16 protein-coding genes and 1 tRNA gene are annotated in these 16,772 nt (G+C 69.9%); 6 read left to right on the top strand and 11 right to left on the bottom strand.

Going from position 1 to position 16,772, the window contains the following annotated elements:
- Window positions 1-44 precede the first annotated feature (44 nt).
- The 4 genes from OIE40_RS09885 to OIE40_RS09870 all read right to left on the bottom strand — a co-directional run bounded on the left by OIE40_RS09885 (window position 45) and on the right by OIE40_RS09870 (window position 3,079).
- Window positions 45-695, bottom strand: a complete 651-nt coding sequence (locus tag OIE40_RS09885) for an ATP-dependent Clp protease proteolytic subunit (protein WP_319805219.1) — start codon at window positions 693-695, stop codon at window positions 45-47.
- Between the two features lie 8 nt (window positions 696-703).
- On the bottom strand, window positions 704-1,321 hold the full coding sequence (locus tag OIE40_RS09880) for an ATP-dependent Clp protease proteolytic subunit (RefSeq protein ID WP_264702340.1): 618 nt from the start codon (window positions 1,319-1,321) through the stop codon (window positions 704-706).
- A gap of 215 nt (window positions 1,322-1,536) precedes the next feature.
- The gene (gene tig / locus OIE40_RS09875; protein WP_264702026.1) at window positions 1,537-2,961 is read right to left on the bottom strand and encodes a trigger factor; all 1,425 of its coding nucleotides are present in this window, start codon (window positions 2,959-2,961) and stop codon (window positions 1,537-1,539) included.
- A 47-nt stretch (window positions 2,962-3,008) separates the two neighbouring features.
- Window positions 3,009-3,079: transfer RNA gene (locus tag OIE40_RS09870), tRNA-Gly, on the bottom strand.
- Between the two features lie 104 nt (window positions 3,080-3,183).
- On the opposite strand from OIE40_RS09870, the gene OIE40_RS09865 reads away from it, so the two are divergent.
- The 4 genes from OIE40_RS09865 to OIE40_RS09850 all read left to right on the top strand — a co-directional run bounded on the left by OIE40_RS09865 (window position 3,184) and on the right by OIE40_RS09850 (window position 6,792).
- Window positions 3,184-3,711, top strand: a complete 528-nt coding sequence (locus tag OIE40_RS09865; RefSeq protein ID WP_264702025.1) for a GNAT family N-acetyltransferase — start codon at window positions 3,184-3,186, stop codon at window positions 3,709-3,711.
- 96 nt (window positions 3,712-3,807) lie between these two features.
- On the top strand, window positions 3,808-4,437 hold the full coding sequence (locus OIE40_RS09860; RefSeq protein WP_264702024.1) for a carboxymuconolactone decarboxylase family protein: 630 nt from the start codon (window positions 3,808-3,810) through the stop codon (window positions 4,435-4,437).
- Window positions 4,434-5,306: an RNA polymerase sigma-70 factor gene (locus tag OIE40_RS09855; protein WP_264702023.1), complete on the top strand. Its 873-nt coding sequence runs from the start codon at window positions 4,434-4,436 to the stop codon at window positions 5,304-5,306. Before OIE40_RS09860 ends, OIE40_RS09855 begins: the two co-directional genes overlap by 4 nt.
- Before the next feature lie 214 nt (window positions 5,307-5,520).
- Window positions 5,521-6,792 (top strand): threonine/serine exporter family protein, encoded by a 1,272-nt coding sequence (locus tag OIE40_RS09850; protein ID WP_264702022.1) that lies wholly within the window; start codon window positions 5,521-5,523, stop codon window positions 6,790-6,792.
- On the opposite strand, the gene OIE40_RS09845 is transcribed toward OIE40_RS09850, so the two are convergent.
- Window positions 6,789-7,283: a MarR family winged helix-turn-helix transcriptional regulator gene (locus OIE40_RS09845; RefSeq protein WP_264702021.1), complete on the bottom strand. Its 495-nt coding sequence runs from the start codon at window positions 7,281-7,283 to the stop codon at window positions 6,789-6,791. The two genes, OIE40_RS09850 and OIE40_RS09845, sit on opposite strands and share 4 nt — an antisense overlap.
- 95 nt (window positions 7,284-7,378) lie before the next feature.
- Here OIE40_RS09845 and OIE40_RS09840 point away from each other — a divergent pair, with 95 nt between their 5' ends.
- Window positions 7,379-11,026: an efflux RND transporter permease subunit gene (locus OIE40_RS09840; RefSeq protein WP_264702020.1), complete on the top strand. Its 3,648-nt coding sequence runs from the start codon at window positions 7,379-7,381 to the stop codon at window positions 11,024-11,026.
- 13 nt (window positions 11,027-11,039) lie between these two features.
- Here the strand turns inward: OIE40_RS09840 and cls are convergent, their stop codons facing one another.
- The 6 genes from cls to OIE40_RS09810 all read right to left on the bottom strand — a co-directional run bounded on the left by cls (window position 11,040) and on the right by OIE40_RS09810 (window position 15,609).
- Window positions 11,040-12,521: a cardiolipin synthase gene (gene cls, locus OIE40_RS09835; protein WP_264702019.1), complete on the bottom strand. Its 1,482-nt coding sequence runs from the start codon at window positions 12,519-12,521 to the stop codon at window positions 11,040-11,042.
- Between the two features lie 61 nt (window positions 12,522-12,582).
- Entirely contained in the window at window positions 12,583-13,116 is a 534-nt protein-coding gene (locus OIE40_RS09830; RefSeq protein WP_264702018.1) for a DUF6328 family protein, read from the bottom strand.
- 151 nt (window positions 13,117-13,267) lie between these two features.
- Entirely contained in the window at window positions 13,268-13,600 is a 333-nt protein-coding gene (locus tag OIE40_RS09825) for a hypothetical protein (protein ID WP_264702017.1), read from the bottom strand.
- Complete coding sequence (locus tag OIE40_RS09820) at window positions 13,587-13,985, bottom strand: hypothetical protein (RefSeq protein WP_264702016.1); 399 nt, start codon at window positions 13,983-13,985, stop codon at window positions 13,587-13,589. The genes OIE40_RS09825 and OIE40_RS09820 overlap by 14 nt, the downstream gene beginning before the upstream one ends.
- Window positions 13,982-15,208: an NRAMP family divalent metal transporter gene (locus OIE40_RS09815; RefSeq protein ID WP_264702015.1), complete on the bottom strand. Its 1,227-nt coding sequence runs from the start codon at window positions 15,206-15,208 to the stop codon at window positions 13,982-13,984. The genes OIE40_RS09820 and OIE40_RS09815 overlap by 4 nt, the downstream gene beginning before the upstream one ends.
- Window positions 15,205-15,609 carry a hypothetical protein gene (locus OIE40_RS09810; RefSeq protein ID WP_264702014.1) on the bottom strand — a complete coding sequence of 135 codons (405 nt, stop codon included), beginning with the start codon at window positions 15,607-15,609 and terminating at the stop codon, window positions 15,205-15,207. Before OIE40_RS09810 ends, OIE40_RS09815 begins: the two co-directional genes overlap by 4 nt.
- 120 nt (window positions 15,610-15,729) lie before the next feature.
- On the opposite strand from OIE40_RS09810, the gene OIE40_RS09805 reads away from it, so the two are divergent.
- On the top strand, window positions 15,730-16,734 hold the full coding sequence (locus tag OIE40_RS09805; RefSeq protein WP_264702013.1) for a DNA topoisomerase IB: 1,005 nt from the start codon (window positions 15,730-15,732) through the stop codon (window positions 16,732-16,734).
- Window positions 16,735-16,772 lie beyond the last annotated feature (38 nt).

The following is a 16,772-nucleotide window of genomic DNA, read 5'->3' as shown; positions in this document are numbered from 1 at the left end:
CCCGCTGGGGCGCATCCGCAAGGAACGCACCCCAGCGCGGCAGATCAGGCTTCGATGTCCTTGAGCGAGGTGAGGATGGCGTCCACGATGCCGTACTCGACGGCCTCCTCGGCGGTCAGGTACTTGTCGCGCTCGATGTCGCGGGAGATCTTCTCGACCTCCTGGCCGGTCGACTCGGCGAGCATGCCCTCCATCAGCGACCGGATCCGCAGGATCTCCTTGGCCTGGATCTCCAGATCGGAGGACTGGCCGTAACCGCCCTCGGTGGCCGGCTGGTGGATCAGGATGCGGCTGTTCGGCAGCGCCAGTCGCTTGCCCTTGGTGCCCGCGGCGAGCAGCACCGCGGCCGCCGACGCCGCCTGGCCCAGGCACACCGTCTGCACGTCGGGCTTGATGTAGCGCATCGTGTCGTAGATCGCCGTCAGCGCCGTGAACGAGCCGCCGGGGCTGTTGAGGTAGATGCTGATCGGACGCTCGGGATCCATCGACTGCAGGCACAGCAACTGGGCCATCACCGCATTGGCGATGTCGTCGCTGATCGGGGTGCCGAGGAAGATGATCCGGTCCTCGAACAGCTTGGTGTAGGGGTCGACGCGCCGGACGCCGTAGCTGGTGCGCTCCTCCCACTGCGGGATGTAGTAGTCCATCGACGGACCGGCCGGGGCCAGTCCACCGGGCAGAGCGGGCGTGGTCATGACGGTCCTCACTGGTTCGGCGATTCGGAGACGATCTGGGCGGCGCGCTCGTAGACGTGGTCGATGAACCCGTACTCGAGCGCCTCGGCGGCGGTGAACCACCGGTCACGGTCGGAGTCGGCCTCGATCTGCTCGACGGTCTGCCCGGTGTGCTCGGCGATCAGCGACGACATCGTCTTCTTGATGTGCAGCGACTGCTCGGCCTGGATGCGGATGTCGGACGCCGTGCCGCCCAGGCCGCCGGAGGGCTGGTGCATCATGATCCGGCTGTGCGGCAGCGCGAACCGCTTGCCCTTGGTGCCGGCGCTGAGCAGGAACTGGCCCATCGAGGCCGCCAGACCCATCGCCACCGTGGCGACGTCGTTGCTGATCCACTGCATGGTGTCGAAGATGGCCATGCCGGAGTCGACCGAGCCGCCCGGAGAGTTGATGTAGAGGTAGATGTCCTTGTGCGGATCCTCGGCGTTGAGCAGCAGCATCTGCGCGCAGATGGCGTTCGCGTTCTCGTCGCGCACCTCGGAGCCGAGGAAGATGATCCGGTTACCCAGCAGGGCCTGGTAGACCGAGTCGTTGATGCCGGCGAGGCTGATACCGGCCGCGGCACGCAACGGGGCGGCGGCCGTCATGGGCAATTGGATGTCGTTCACGCTGCCGAACCTATCCAACGGCGGTGACAAATCTAAGGGCATCCACCCGCTGTTCGCTGACGGCGCAGTGCCCCCGGCGTCCGCCCCCTGGCCAGCCTGTCCCCCGCCCCCGGCGCTCGCCCAACTACCGAGGGCTCGCCAAGCTTGGCGAGCCCTCGGTAGTTGGGCGAGCGGTCAGGGTGACGCGGACGGCGTCAGGCCTTGGCGGGAACCTCGTCGGCCTCGACGGCCTGCTCGGCCGCGGCGTCCGCCTCGTCGTCGGCGGCGCCCTCGACCTCGGCGGCGTCCTCAGCCTCGGCGACGGGCGGCGTGACGTCGACGGTCGCGCCCTCGGTGTCGGTGACGGTGGCCTCGGCGAGCACCAGGCTGAGCGCCTTGCTGCGGCGGATCTCCTGCATCCAGGCGCCCATGTGGTTGTGCTCCATCATGTGCTGCAGTTCCTGCTCGGGCGTCGAGCCGGCCTGCTGCGCCTTGCGCACGATCAGGTCGGTCAGCTCGTGCTGCTCGACTCCGACCTCGCTGGCGTCGGCGATGGCGTCCAGCAGGATCTGCGCCCGGAGGCTCTGCTCGGCGCGGGTGTCGACCTCGGCCCAGAACTCCTCGGCCGTGTCCGCCTCGTCCTCGGCGGTCTCCAGGTAGCGGTCAAGGGTGAGCCCGGCCCGCTTCAGCTGGTCGTCGATCTGGGCGTGCCGCGACTCGATCTCGGCGGCGAGCAGCTTCTCGGGCAGCTCGAAGTCGACCTTCTCGACCAGGCCCTCGAGCACCTTGTCGCGGGCGCTGTTGACCTGCTCGGCGCGCAGCAACTGGGCCACGCCGGTGGCCAGGTCGGCCTTCATCTCCTCGACGGTGTCGAACTCCGACACCAACTGGGCGAACTCGTCGTCCAACTCGGGCAGCTGCTGCTCGGCGACCTTGGTGACGGTCACATGGATGTCGGCGGGCTCGCCGGTCAGCGGACCGCCGACCAGGGTCGAGCTGAAGTCGGCGGACTCGCCGGCCGCCAGGCCGGTCACCGCCTCGTCCAAACCGTCCAGCATGCCGCCGGAGCCGATCGTGTAGGTGACGCCGTCCGCGGTGGCGTCGGTGAGGGCCTCACCGTCGCGGGTGCCGGCCAGGTCGATGGTGACGACGTCACCCTCGGCGGCCGGGCGGTCGACCTCGGTGCTGGTGGCGAACCGCTCGCGCATCATGCCAATGCGGTTGTCGACCTCGGTGTCGAGGTCTCCGAGCACGTCGACGGTCGCGGAGAGCGTGTCGAAGGCCGGCAGTTCGATCTCGGGACGGACGTCCACCTCGGCGACGAACTCGACCAGGTCGCCGTCCTCGAGCTTGGTGATCTCGACCTCGGGCTCACCGAGCGGGATCAGCTTGTTGGTCTCGACGGCCTGGCTGTAGGCGGTCGGCAGTGCGGCGTTGATCGCCTCCTGCAGCACGACCCCGCGGCCGAACCGCTGGTCGATCACCGCGGCGGGCACCTTGCCCTTGCGGAAGCCGGGGATGTTCACGCTCTGGGCGATTTCGCGGTACGCCTTGGCGAGGTGCGGCTGGAGGTCGCTGAACGGGATCTCCACGGTCAACTTCACCCGGGACGGGTTGAGTTGCTCGACGGTGCTGGGCAACGTGATGCTCCTGTAGTCGGTGGTCTTTCGGTGCGGTCGTTAACCGGAGCGGATGACGGGAATCGAACCCGCGTAGCCAGTTTGGAAGACTGGGGCTCTACCATTGAGCTACATCCGCAAGGGTCACCAGAGTAGCGGTCGCGTTGCGCTGGGGCCTAAACGGACGCCGTCGCGGCCCTCCCGCGCGGGCACCGGCCACGATCTGCCGGTAACGTCGCGAGCATGGATGACCCGGTGCTGCGCCGGCTGCGTGCGAGTGACGCCGAAGACGTCCTCGCCGCCTTCTCCTCCGCGCCGGACATGGCCCGGCAGGGGCACATCACCGACCTCGAGAGCGCCATCGGCTACGTGCAGCGGCTCAGCGCCGCGGGCGGGCCGTTCCTGGCGTTCGCCATCACCGTCGAGGACCGCACGGTCGGCCTGGTGGGCATCACCGTCGATCCGGGCAACCGCAACGGCTGGTTCTGGTACTGGTTGCACGCCGCGTACCGGGGCCGCGGCTGGGGTTCGCGGGCGGCCGCGACGATCGCGGACTGGGCCCTGGACGCCGGAGGGCTGGAACGCCTCGAGCTCGGCCACCGGGTCGACAACCCGGCCTCCCGCGCCGTGGCGCTGGCCGCCGGCTTCGTCCGTGAAGGACTGGAGCGGGACAAGCTGGTGGTCGACGGTGACCGGGTGGACGTCATCGCCTACGGCCGGCTGCCCACCGATCCGCGTCCAGCCTATGAGCCCTTGCCGCTGGTCGTCTGAGCCCGGCCGATGGGACGAGATCCCGGGGCAAGCCCGGGATGACGGCTTTCAGGCCGTGTGATGTCACGCGTCCGGACCGGGCGGTGTCCCATGGGTATGAACGATGCAGATATCCATCAGAGCTCGCCGATCCTGCCCGGCGCGGGCATCGACACCCTCACCCGGCGCCGGCTGGCGCGGGTTCCGATCGAACCGCCGGCCGGCCCGTTCGGCGCCCTCCTCACGTGGCTCGGCCGACGGCTGTACGGCCGCGAGCTCGACAACGCCCACGCCCTGGCGCACAACCGCCGGGTGTTGTTCGCGACCTTCGGCCACGAGCGCACGGTGGCCCGGTTCAACAGGCTGGATCCGACCCTGAAGGCGCTCGCGGTGATGGCGGCGGCGTCCGAGATCGGCTGCAGTTGGTGCATCGACTTCGGCTATCACCTGGCCGACGCCGAAGGCATCGATCTGGCCAAGCTGGCCGCGGTGCCCGACTGGCGCACGGCCGACAACCTGACCGAGTTGGAGCGCCGGGTGATCGACTTCGCCGTCGCGGCGACCCGGACGCCACCCCAGGTGACCGACGAGCAGGTGACACCGCTGCGGTCCGCGCTGGGCGACGACGGCCTGGTCGAACTGGCGATGATGGTGGCCATCGAGAATCAGCGATCCCGGTTCAACGCGGCCCTGGGGCTGGTTTCGCAGGGCTTCTCCGCCACGTGTTCGCTACCGTCACGCCCATGACGGATGCCGAGGTCTTCGACCGGCACCGCTCCCTGCTGTTCACCCTTGGCTACGAACTGCTCGGTTCGGTCGCCGACGCCGAGGACGTTGTCCAGGAGGCCTACCTGCGCTGGTCCCAGCGGCCCCCGGGCGAGGTGGCCAACCCACGCGCCTACCTGGCGCAGGTGACCACCCGGCTGGCCCTGAACCGGCTGCGCACCCTGGCCCGCCGCCGCGAGGACTACGTGGGCCCGTGGCTGCCCGAGCCCCTGCTGACCGTGCCCGACGTGGCCGAGGACGTCGTGCTGGCCGAGTCGGTCTCGCTGGCGCTGCTGGTCGTGCTGGAGTCACTGGGCCCGCGCGAACGGGCGGTGTTCGTGCTGCGCGAGGTGTTCGGATACAGCCACGACGAGATCACGAGCGCGCTGGACAGTTCCCCGGTCGCCGTGCGCCAACTCGCCCACCGGGCCCGGCAGCACGTCGAGGCCCGGCGTCCGCGCTTCACCACCGATCGTGCGACCGCCGAAAGAGTCAGGGCCGAGTTCGAACGGTCGCTGCTGACCAGTGACCTGCAGGCGCTGATGGACGTGCTCGCCCCCGACGTGGTGCTGCTCTCGGACGGCGGCGGTGTGGTCAGCGCGGCGCGGCGTCCGATCGTCGGCGCCGACGCCGTGGCCCGCTTCCTGCTCGGCATCATCGCAAAGAACCCCGACGCCCGGGTGGAGCACGCGATCGTCAACGGCAGCCCCGCCTGGGTGACCCGCCTCGACGGCAGGCCGCACGGCGCAGTGCTGACCGAACTCGCCGGCGGCCTGGTCAGCGGCATCAAGATCGTGGTGAACCCGGACAAGCTGGCGGCCCTCGACGCGCCCCTAACCCTGACCCGCTGAGCCCGGCGAGAGTCGGCCCGGAGAACGAGCGTGCCGGGTACTGCGCGCGAGTAATGGCTGCCGAGTACTGGGACGCCCGGTCGTACAGGTGCACAGTCGGCGCGTCCGTGACAGCGTTGGGCACACAGTCGATCTCTGGGAGCCGGCATGACTGACCCCCCCCGCGGAGGACCCCGCCGTCGTCCTGGCCGAGAAGTCGGACGCCGTGTGCCGGATGGGCATGATGATGCTCGGCGCCGGCACCGGCTCGTACCGGGTGAAGGCGGCGATGGGCCGGGTCGCGGCCGCCCTGGGCATCGAACAGCTGGAGGCGCAGGTCAGCCTCAACGAGATCGTCGCCACCACCCGGGCCTTCGGGACCTTTCGCACCCAGGTGGTGGAGACCGGCCCGCCGGTGGTCAACGCCGACCGGATCCGGGCCCTGATGCGGGTGTCGCTGCGCGCCGAGCCGGGACTGCAGGCGGCCGACCTGCAACGCCAGCTCGACCGGGTCGAACAGCGCCGCGCGCGGTATCCGTCCGGTGCCGTGGTGGCGGGTGCGGCGGCCGCCTGCACGGCCTTCGCCTTTCTCAACAACGGGCGCTGGCCGGAGTGCCTGGCGGCTGGGCTGGCCGCCGGCCTGGGCAAGCTGGCGCTGGTACTGATCCAGCGTCGCTTCCGGCTCAATCAGCTCGCCTCGATCGCATTGGCCTCGGCCCTGGCCTGCATGACCTTCCTGTTCCTCGCCGACGTCTTCGCGCTGCTGCCCGGTATGGGCCCCGAGCCCCTGCACGGGGCGGCCTTCACCTCGGCGATCCTGTTCCTGGTGCCGGGCTTCCCGCTGCTCACCGCGGCGCTCGACCTGGCCAGGTTCGACTTCGGGTCCGGGATCTCCCGGTTGTTGTACGCCACGATGATCACGCTGGCCGCCGCGCTCGGGGCGTGGCTGTCCGCGTCCGCGTTCGGCCTCGAGCCGGGTGCACTGCTGCGCCCCGACCTGAGCGTCGGCTCGTTGCTGGCGCTGCGGGTGCTGGCCAGCTTCGTCGGCGTCCTGGGTTTCGCGATCACGTTCAACACCCCGATGCGCAGCGCCCTGGCGGCGTCCGTGATCGGCACGATCGCGAACGTGCCCCGGTTGGTCGCGGTGGACGCCGGGGCGAACGAGCTGCTGTGCGCGACGACCGCCACCGCCATGGTGGGGTTACTGGCGGCCTGGACCAGCCAACGGCTGGCGACGCCGCGGATCATCCTGTCGGTGCCGGCAGTGCTGATCATGATCCCGGGCGCGTCCACCTACCGCGCCCTCGTTGCGATGATCAACCAGGATCCGCTGGACGCCCTCGCGAACGGCTCGGTCAGCCTCGGCATCGTGCTCGGCCTGGCCGCGGGCCTGGTGATCGCCCGGATGCTCACCGACCAGGCGTGGCTCTCCCCCACCCCGCACTGGACGCGGATGCCGCACACCCGCGCCCAGGACGTGCTGCGGGTGGTCGAGCCGGACGACTAGCCGACGGGCTCCTGGTCGGCACTGACCCGGGAGAGCGCGGAGAGCATCGCGCGCGAGCCCGAACACAGCAACCGCAGGTCGTCGGCGGACAGCTCCTGCAACACCACACCCAGCGCGCGACCGAACATCGAGTCCATGTCACGCATCAGTTCCAGCCCGGTCCGGGTCGCATGCAGCCGCCGGATGCGACGGTCGACCACGTCGTCCACCCTGGTCACCAGGCCCTTCTCGACCAGCCGGTCGACCAGGCCGCTGGCGGTCGGGGCACTCACCCCGAGGGTGGCGCCCAGTTCGTTGCCGGTGATCCCGGGGCTCTTCACCACGTGTCCGAGTACCCGCACCTGCTGCATGGTCAGGTCGGGCGGCATCGGCATCGGCCCCACCAGCCCGAAGGCCTGGTCGTGCACCTGCGAGTTCAGCTCGAACAGTTCCGAGGCCAACCCGGCGCGCTCCGCATCGAGCCCCATGGCGTGGAAGGACGGCACCGTCATCGCTTTCTACTGCGCAAATAGTTAGGGCTATGCTAACGGATGTGGCTGTCGATACGCCATGAATCTCCCCTTCGGGGGCTGTAGAAGGGGAAACCGTGGTTCGCCTGACCAAGCTCAGCCTGGCCCACCGCACCGTCGTCCTGCTATTGAGCCTGCTCACCATCGGCGTCGGTGTGTACGCAGCGACCGCGCTCAAGCAGGAGCTGATCCCGTCCATCGACGTGCCCCGCGGCAGCGTCGTCACCGTGTACGCCGGTGCCGGACCGGATGTCGTCGAGGCGCAGGTGTCCAAGCCGATCGAGAGCGCCGTCAAGGCCGTGGACGGCGTGACCCAGGTCACCTCGACGAGCTCCAGCGGGGTGTCCCAGGTCAGCGTCCAGTGGGACTACGGCATAGCGGCCGACGAGATGGCGACGAAGCTGCGCAGCGCGGTCGATTCGATCGCGGCGTCCCTGCCCAACGACGTCGACCCGCGGGTACTGACCGGCGGCACCGACGACATTCCGGTGGCGATCCTGGCGCTCTCCTCCGACGAGGATTTGAGCACCCTCTCGGAGCGGGTGACCGACACCGTCGCCCCCGACCTGCGGGCGATCGCCGGGGTGCGCGATGTCGCGGTGTCCGGCCAGGCGGAACACGAGGTCGTCATCACCTACAAGCAGTCCAAGCTGCAGGAGTACGGCGTCGATCCCTCGACCATCGCCCAGCTGTTCGCCGCCAACTCCACCGCGATCCCGTCGGGCACGATGCGCACCGACACCGCCAACCTGGATGTGCAGACCGGAACCACGTTCTCGACCGCCAAGCAGGTCGCGGCGCTGCGGGTGCAGGGCACCGACGGCCCGGTGAAGCTGAGCGAGCTGGCCACCGTGTCCGAACAGCCCGTCGAGACCACCAGCATCTCCCGCGTCGACGGGCGCACGTCGCTCACCCTGTCGCTGACCAAGACCCCGGACGCCAACACGGTCACCGTGTCCCACGCCATCGCCGAGCGGCTACCCGAGCTGGAGCGGTTGCTGGGCAACAACGCCTCATTCGTCACCGTCTTCGACCAGGCCCCCTACATCGAGCAGTCCATCCACGACCTGACGGTGGAGGGCGGCATCGGCCTGGCCATGGCGGTGCTGGTGATCCTGCTCTTCCTCGGGTCGATCCGGCCGACCCTGATCACCGCCATCTCGATCCCGCTGTCGCTGCTGATCGCGCTGATCGGGCTGTGGCTGGGCGGCTACACGCTCAACATCCTCACCCTGGCCGCGCTCACGGTGGCGATCGGACGCGTCGTGGACGACTCGATCGTGGTGATCGAGAACATCAAGCGACATCAGAGCGAGGGCGAGTACGGCCGGGAGTCCATCACCCGGGCGGTGCGCGAGGTCGCCGGCGCGGTCACGTCCTCGACCCTGACCACGGTGGCGGTCTTCCTGCCGATCGGCCTGGTCGGCGGCCAGGCCGGCGAGATCTTCCGGCCGTTCGCGGTCGCCGCGGTGGTGGCCCTGCTTGCCTCGCTGTTCGTGTCCCTGACCGTGGTGCCGGTGTTCGCCTCCTGGTTCATGCGGCCCACCGCCAAGCAGCGGGCGGCGGCCGGGGCGTCCTCCGGGACCGGCGAGGATGACCGGGCCGGCGAAGACACGGGCGGGGCGTCGGCCGAGACCAACACCTGGCTGCAACGCGGCTACCTGCCGGTGCTTAACTGGTCGCTGGCGCACCGCTGGATCACCCTGCTGATCGCCGTGGCCATCTTTGCCGGCACCCTCGCCCTGGTGCCGCGGCTGAAGACCGACTTCATCGGCAACACCGGCACCGAATCGCTGACCATCAGCCAGACCCTGCCCTCGGGCACCAGCCTGTCGCAGACCGACGAGGCCGCGAAGCGGATCGAGGCGCTGCTGTCGTCCGATCCGTCGGTGCAGACGTTCTCGACCACCATCGGCGGCTCCTCCTCGGCCGTCTTCCTGGCCGCCCCCAGCGACACCAACAGCGCCGACTTCACCGCGCCGCTCAAGGCGGGTGCGGACGCCACCGAGACCGCCGACCGGCTGCGCACCCAGATCGCCGACCTGGGCCCCGACGTGGGCGAGGTCGAAGTGTCGATCGGTGCCGGCAACACCAGCTCCGGCGTCGTGGTGTACGTGGAGAGCTCCGACCCCGACGCCCTCGAGGCGGCCAACCAGCAGGTGCTGGCGATGATGCAGGGAATCGGCGGCCTGACCAACGTGACCAGCGACCTCGCTGACGCGCGCGACATGCTGTCGGTCGACGTCGACGAGGCCAAGGCCGCCAAGCTGGGCATGACCCAGGCGGGCATCGGCCAGGACGTCGCCCGCGCCGTCCGCGGCCAGCTGATCGGCACGCTGGCCCAGGGCGACACGACGCTCAACGTCTACCTCCGCTCGCGCAAGCCGGTGCGGTCGGTCGAGGAACTGCGCGGCATCAAACTGCCGGTCACCCAGCTGATGAACGCCAACGCCAAGTCGGACGCCGCCGACAAGGTGCAGAAGCGGTCCGACAGGCTCTCGGCCCAGTCGAAGCGGGACGCCACCAAGGCCTACAACGACCAGGTGGAGGCACTGCGCGACAGCCGGGCCGACGCCGTCAAGGCTCGCCGGAACCTGAACTCGCAGCTGAAGAGCGCACGCTCCAGGCTCGCGAAGCTGCAGCGCCAGCTCGGCGCGCTGCAGCAGAGCCTGCCCACGGTGTGCGCCACCAATCCCGCCGACCCGCGCTGCACCCCGCTGCCGGCCTCGGTGTACCAGCTCAGCCAGCAGGTCTCGGGCGCGGCCAACCAGGTCGCGCAGCTCAGCTCGGCGCTCGCCCAGGCCCGCTCGGGGGTGAGTTCGGTGGACAAGCAGCTGGAGGCGTTGGCCGAGCAGCGGCAGAAGACGCTGGACGCCCAGGCGCAGCAGCAGTCGATCACCGACGACAGCAAGGCGGCCGGTGACGCGACCGCCGACCCGGTTGCGCTGTCCGACGTGGCCAAGGTGAGCGTCACCCAGGCGCCCTCGACGGTCACCCGGGTCGACGGCACCAGGGCGGCCACGATCACCGGCAGCTCGGAGTCGTCCGACCTGGGTGCCACCACCACCGCGATCACCAACGGACTGGCGGCCCTCGATCTGCCCAACGGGGTCACCGTCCGGATCGGCGGGGTGTCGCAGCAGCAGCAGGAGTCCTTCGCACAGCTGGGCCTGGCGATGGTGGTCGCGATCGCCGTGGTCTACCTGATCATGGTCGCGACTTTCGGTTCCCTGCTGCAGCCGCTGATCCTGCTGGTGTCGATCCCGTTCGCGGCGACCGGTGCGCTGGGGTTGTCGCTGCTCACCGACACCGCCCTGGGCATCCCATCGATGATCGGCCTGCTCATGCTGATCGGCATCGTGGTCACCAACGCGATCGTGCTCATCGATCTGATCAACCAGAAACGCCGATCGGGTGCCGGCATCGAGGCGTCCATCGCGGCAGGTGCGAGGTTGCGGGTGCGGCCCATCGTGATGACCGCGCTGGCCACCATCTTCGCCCTGGTGCCGATGAGCCTGGGCCTGACCGGTGGCGGAGTGTTCGTGTCCAAGCCGCTGGCGATCGTGGTGATCGGTGGCCTGGTGTCGTCGACGATCCTGACGCTGATCCTCGTGCCGGTGCTGTACGACCTGCTCGAGAACTGGCGACAGAACGGACGCGACCGCCGCGCCGCCCGGCGCGCCGCGGCGTCCGAGAAGGCGAGGCTGGAGCAGCCGGAGGGCTGAGCCGACCGGGCTCCTACTGCAGGGCCGAGGTCAGCCTGGCGAGGTTGTCGAGCACGGTGGAGCGCAGCGGCTGCTGCAGCCATTCGGCCAGGGTCAACTCGCGCGAGTTCGCCCGGTACTGCGCCTCGACCTCGCGCAGCTGATCGACGAACTCCGAGCCGCGCACCAGCAGCGAGATCTCCAGGTTGAGGCCGAACGAGCGCATGTCCATGTTGCTGGAGCCGATGATCGCCACCTCGTCGTCGATGGTCATCGACTTGGAGTGCAGGATGAACGGACGCCGGTACATCCAGATCACCACACCGGCCCGCAGCAGCGCCTCGTAGTAGCTGCGCTGGGCGTGGTAGACGATGGCCTGGTCGCCCTCCTCCGACACGAACAGCTCGACCCGGACCCCGCGCTGGCAGGCGGTGGTGATGGCCAGCATCAGACCCTCGTCGGGCACGAAGTAGGGCGAGACGATGATGATCCGCTGCTGGGCCGCGTACAGCAGGCCGGTGAACAGCTTCAGGTTGTTCTGGAACTCGAACCCGGGACCGGACGGCACGACCTGGCAGTCCAGATCGCCCGGACCGTCGGTGGCGCCGAGCAGATCGCGTTCCTCGGGCAGGATTTCGTTGGTCTCGCTGTACCAGTCGCCGAGGAAGACGGCGTTGACGCTGGCCACCACCGGGCCGTCGCGGCGCACCATCAGGTCGACCCAGTGCAGCCCGCGGCGGATGTTGACCGGCAGGTTGTAGGTGGAATCGGTCAGGTTCTGCGAGCCGGTGAAGGCGACTTCGCCGTCGACCACGAGCAGCTTGCGGTGGTTGCGCAGGTCGGGTCGTTGGTAGTGACCCTTCAACGGCATCACGGGCAGCATCAGCCGCCAACTCGCGCCCATCGCGTCCAGCTGCGCCAGGGTCTGCTTGTAGTAGGGCTTGCTGCGGTTGGCCCAGTGGTCGAGCAGGACGCGGACCTCGACGCCGCGCGCCGCCGCCTCCTCGAGCGCCGCGAAGAACACGTCGGTGGCGGCGTCCGCCTGCAGGATGTAGAACTCGGCGTGCACGTAGCGGCCGGCCCTGCGGACCGCCTCGGCCATCGCCTCGATGGATTCGGCGTAGTCGGAGTAGAGCCGGGCGTCGTTGTCGCCGGTCAGCGGCAGGGCTCCGAGGTTGACGTTGAGCGTGACCAGCGAGTCGAACCAGGTCGGGGCGTCCGACCGCAGGGTGCCGAACTCGACGCCGGAGGTCACTTCACGGATGTGGTCGTTGATCGCCACCTGCTTGCGGCGCCGCTCGGCCGGCAGCTGTGGGTTGCCGATCAGCAGGAACAGGATCACCCCGATCGAGGGCACGAAGAAGAACGCCAGCAGCCACGCCATGCCTGACATCGGGCGCCGGTTGCGGGGAATGACGACGATCGCCACGACGCGCACCACCATGTCGAGCACGAAGGCGACCGCCACCCACCACGTCCAGTCGGCCAGGAAACTGAACAAGGGTTCCTCCCCCATCGGTGACAGCCGCACAATGTAGCGGTGGCCCTGCCGGCACGGTTCGACTGCCGACCGGACGCTACACGTAGGGCGTCCGGTCGCGCTTGCGGCGGACCAGCGCCAGCGGCACCCCGAGCCAGAGCACTCCGAAGACGGCCACCAGGCAGCCCCCGGCGATCAGGCCGGCGGTCAGGTCGGCCACCAGCCCGACCACCAGGGTTGCGACCAGGCCCACGGTCAGCGCGAGGCAGACCAGTCCGGCCTTCGCCATCACCCCGCCCAGGTTGACCAGGACGTCCTTCTCGTGGCGACGGAACAGCAGCCGATGCGCGGTGACCGGGGCGAGCACGAGCCCGGTGGCGAGCGCGGCGAGCAGGACGGCCGCCAGGAAGATGCCCACCAGGGCCGGCGACAGGTCGACGAAGCGCGCCTGGAACGGCAGGATCAGCAGAAAGCCGGTGAGGATCTGGATGCCGGTCTGGGTGACCCGCAACTCCTGCAGCAACTCGGACCAATTGCGGTCCAGCCGCTCGGCCGGGGTCTCTCGGCGCTCGGGTGAGGAACGCGTCCCCGGGACCGCATCGTCGGGTTCCATGGCGTCAAGGTACGCCACGCTGCTGAGGGTGGACGATCACACCTGGTCATCCCGTGGCAGGCCGGGACCCCGGCCGACCAGCACCAACGAAAGATCCCGGGGCAAACCCGGGCTGACGGGACCATCACTGGTCGGCCCGGGATGACGGCATCCGTCGACTTGCGATCGCTCAGGCCAGGGCCGGTGACCAGCGCATGGCTTCCGGACGCAGTTCGACGGCGTCCTTGGACACGGCGGCCAGGTCGTCCCACAGCACCAGGAACGACCCACGTGCGCGCCACCGGAAGAAGGCGGCCAGCAGCGCGGGCGCCCGGGCATCGGTGCGTTCGAACCCGAGGAACGAGCCGGTGCGGCGCGGGCAGACGACCACCCCGAACACCTCCGGCGTCCCCACCCGTTGGCCCTCGGTGTGGCGGGGCACGAACAGCCGCACGTCGACCACATGGCCGATGCGGCTTCCGGCCTGCAGCACGGGGGCGTCGACGAGCTCAGCCAGGTACATGACGACCTCCCGGCAGCCGGGCGATCACCCGTTCGCGCAGCCAGGTCTCCAGCCACGGCCTCGGCAGTTCGGACGCCGGCGCGGCCAGCTCGACCGCGGACCCCAGCTTCGCGACGGTGTCCCAGCCGAAGCGCAGCAGCTGCCCGTGGGGCCGTTTGCCGCCGAAGATCCTCTCCAGCACGATCGGCCCGTGCACCAGCGCCAGCACCGACGGCGGCGGCGTCCCGCGCTCGAGCACCGCCGGCACGTCGGACAACTCCAGGTCGTCCACGACACCCACGGTCACGCCGTCGACGTCGAGCATCTGCCGGTCGAGCAGGCTCAATCGCGCGTCGACGAGCACTCCGCCCGACGGCGACCGGGCCGGCTGCAAGTCCTCGGTCATTGCCCCACCCCCGTCACGATCATCAGCGGCACGGCCGCCACGGCGGCGACCAGAATGAGCCCGAAGTACGCCTGTCCCGCGACGTTGAGGGCGCGGGAGTTCACGTGCTCACCCATGTAGTCGGGGTCGTTGGCGACGATCAGGATCGGCAGGTAGGTCAGCGGCAGGGCAACCGCCGAGAACACCACCGACACCTCGGTCACCATCACCGGATCGACCCCGGTGGCCAGCACCCCCAGCCCGATCACCAGGCAGACGATCATGGTGGTGTGGAAGCGCGCCGCCTGCGCGGGCGCCTTCGACTTGCCCCACGTCCAGCCGAAGAACTGCGCGAGCGTGTACCCGGCCGACAGAGTCGTTTCGAGGGCTGCGCCGAAGGTGGCCGCGACGATGCCGAGGATGATCGCCACCAACAGCAGCGTGCCGCCCGCCTCGGCGACCGGCAGCACCACCTGGCTCAACGTGCCCACCTCGACACCGATCGGCAGCAGCGCCAGCGCGGCGCAGCCGGCGATCGCCAACGACAGGAAGCCGCCGAGCGGGAAGCCGACCAGCACGTTGAGCCGGGACTGCCCGAGATCCTTCACGCTCCAGCCCTCTTCGACGGCGCCGGAGGAGAAGAAGAAGACCTCGTACGGGGTCAGCGCGGCGCCGAACAGGGCCACCGCGTAGAACCAGTACGTGGCCGGGCTCTCCTGGGTCGGCATCAGCTGCGCGGCCTGCCGGCCCAGTTCGCCCCAGTCCGGTCCGAGCAGGAAGAAGGCCACGGCGAAACCGATCAGCAGCAATCCGATTAGCCCGGTGACGTTCTCCATCAGTTCGAACCCGACCCGCCACACCACCAGCCACACCGCGAACGCCGCCACTGGAACCCAGAGCAGGTAGTTGACGCTGCTGGCCAGTTGCAGGGCCAGCGCGATGCCGCCCACCTCGGCGGTGAGGGTGAGCAGGTTGATGAAGAAGGACGCCGACAGGTTGGCCAGCGCCATCCGCGGGCCGAGCCGCTCCCGGATCAGTTCGAAGGTCGCCCGTCCACTGACCGCGGCGACCTTGCCCGCCATGTGTGCGAACACGCAGATGCCGGCCACCCCGACCACCACCACCCAGGCCAGCGACCAGCCGAAGCGCGAGCCGACCACGGCATTGGTCACGATGTCGCCGATGTCCAGGAAGCCGCCGATCGCGGTCAGGATGCCGAGGGCGACGGCGAAGATCTTCTTCACCGCTCCAACTCCTCAGCCACGGCGTCCAACTCGCGCAGAGCGGCCTGCAACCGGGTCAGGCCGCTCTCATCGAGCGTGCCCACGCCGGCGTCGGTGAGTTCGTCGAGTACGGACGCCGCGGCGTCCACCACCCGGTGCGCGGTGGCGACCCGCTGCGGTTCGACGCCTGAGGCGCCCTGCAGGTCACGTTCGGCGTCGGCGGCCTGGTCGAGGCTGTCGTCGAACACCACCTGGACGTAGGCGCGGCTGGCGCGGTCGTTGAGCAGCAGGCGACCGGCATCGTGGGCGAAGATGACGGCGGAGCGCGCCTCGGCCACGGAGCGTTGGGCGGCATCCTCGGTGCTGCCGCAGCCGGTCAGGGCCAGCACGGCGGCCAGTGCGAGGAGTAGCCGTGCAACCACGCCTCACCTCCGTCCGCCCGGGATTGGCCGAATGCCGCCTTGACGCTACTCCGGACCGGGCATGGCGTTCACCCCCGCACGGGTCAGGTCGGCCGTCGCCCGGCGGCGTAGGCTGCGGCCATGCCGCGTCTGCGCCGCGTGTCGCCCACCTCGCCGGGGTGGACGCGAAGGCGCTCCGGCAAGGGCTTTCGCTACCTCGACGCCGACGGCGAGGCGCTGCCGGCCGACGACGTCGAGCGAATCCGAGCGCTGGTCATCCCGCCGGCCTGGCGGGACGTGTGGATCTGCCCGGTGCCGAACGGGCACCTGCAGGCCACCGGTGTGGACGACGCGGGACGCCGGCAGTACCTGTACCACCCGCACTGGCGGGTGCTGCGGGACAAGCTGAAGTACGACAGGGTGGCCGAGGCCGCGGAACGGCTGCCCACGGCCAGGCGGCGGATCAGCACCGATCTGAACCGGGACGGCATGCCGCTGGAGCGGGCGGCCGCCACCGCCGTGCGGCTGCTCGACCTGGGCTACTTCCGGATCGGCAACGACTACTACGCCGACGCCAACGGGTCGTTCGGGCTGACCACCCTGGAGCGGCGGCACGTCCGGCGGCACGGGGACGGGCTCGCGTTCGCGTTCGTCGGCAAGTCGGGCATCGAGCACCACGTGCTGATCGAGGACGAACCCGTGATCGAGGCGCTGGGCGTGATGCGCAAGCGGCGCGGTGGGGACCGGCTGCTCGCCTACCGCGACGGATCGCAGTGGCTCGACCTGGCGTCCGGAACGGTGAACGCGTACCTGGCCGAGCTGTTCGGGGGTGACTTCACCGCCAAGGACTTCCGCACCTGGCACGCGACGGTCATCTACGCGGCCGCCCTGGCGCTGAGCGACGAGGCGGGTGAGACCAAGGCGTCGCGGACGCGGGCCGAGCGCGAGGCGGTCAAGGAGGTGGCGGGGTACCTGGGCAACACCCCGACGGTGGCGCGGTCGTCCTACATCGACCCGCGGATCACCGACCTGTACGAGTCGGGCACCACGATCGCCGAGGCGGCGACGAAGTGGTACCGGACGCCGCGCGCCCGCCAGGCCGGGCTGGAGCGGGCCGTCCTGGAACTGCTCGGGCACCAGGACTGAGCAGCGCTCCGGCCAGCAACCCAGGGCCCCGGCTGCGG

The sequence above is a fragment of the Micropruina sonneratiae genome, assembly GCF_025972045.1.
Classification (GTDB): Bacteria; Actinomycetota; Actinomycetes; order Propionibacteriales; family Propionibacteriaceae; genus Micropruina; species Micropruina sonneratiae.
Note: the sequence above shows the minus strand (reverse complement) of the source record. Positions and strands in the feature narration are given on the sequence as shown.

Excerpts from the sequence above, each read along its gene's own strand:
- cls (WP_264702019.1), bottom strand. The coding sequence starts at position 12,521 with ATGGGGGAGGAACCCTTGTTCAGTTTCCTGGCCGACTGGACGTGGTGG.
- OIE40_RS09825 (WP_264702017.1), bottom strand. The coding sequence starts at position 13,600 with ATGTACCTGGCTGAGCTCGTCGACGCCCCCGTGCTGCAGGCCGGAAGC.
- OIE40_RS09860 (WP_264702024.1), top strand. The coding sequence starts at position 3,808 with ATGAACGATGCAGATATCCATCAGAGCTCGCCGATCCTGCCCGGCGCG.
- OIE40_RS09865 (WP_264702025.1), top strand. The coding sequence starts at position 3,184 with ATGGATGACCCGGTGCTGCGCCGGCTGCGTGCGAGTGACGCCGAAGAC.
- OIE40_RS09880 (WP_264702340.1), bottom strand. The coding sequence starts at position 1,321 with ATGACGGCCGCCGCCCCGTTGCGTGCCGCGGCCGGTATCAGCCTCGCC.
- OIE40_RS09855 (WP_264702023.1), top strand. The coding sequence starts at position 4,434 with ATGACGGATGCCGAGGTCTTCGACCGGCACCGCTCCCTGCTGTTCACC.
- OIE40_RS09820 (WP_264702016.1), bottom strand. The coding sequence starts at position 13,985 with ATGACCGAGGACTTGCAGCCGGCCCGGTCGCCGTCGGGCGGAGTGCTC.
- OIE40_RS09805 (WP_264702013.1), top strand. The coding sequence starts at position 15,730 with ATGCCGCGTCTGCGCCGCGTGTCGCCCACCTCGCCGGGGTGGACGCGA.
- OIE40_RS09850 (WP_264702022.1), top strand. The coding sequence starts at position 5,521 with ATGGGCATGATGATGCTCGGCGCCGGCACCGGCTCGTACCGGGTGAAG.
- OIE40_RS09885 (WP_319805219.1), bottom strand. The coding sequence starts at position 695 with ATGACCACGCCCGCTCTGCCCGGTGGACTGGCCCCGGCCGGTCCGTCG.
- OIE40_RS09845 (WP_264702021.1), bottom strand. The coding sequence starts at position 7,283 with ATGACGGTGCCGTCCTTCCACGCCATGGGGCTCGATGCGGAGCGCGCC.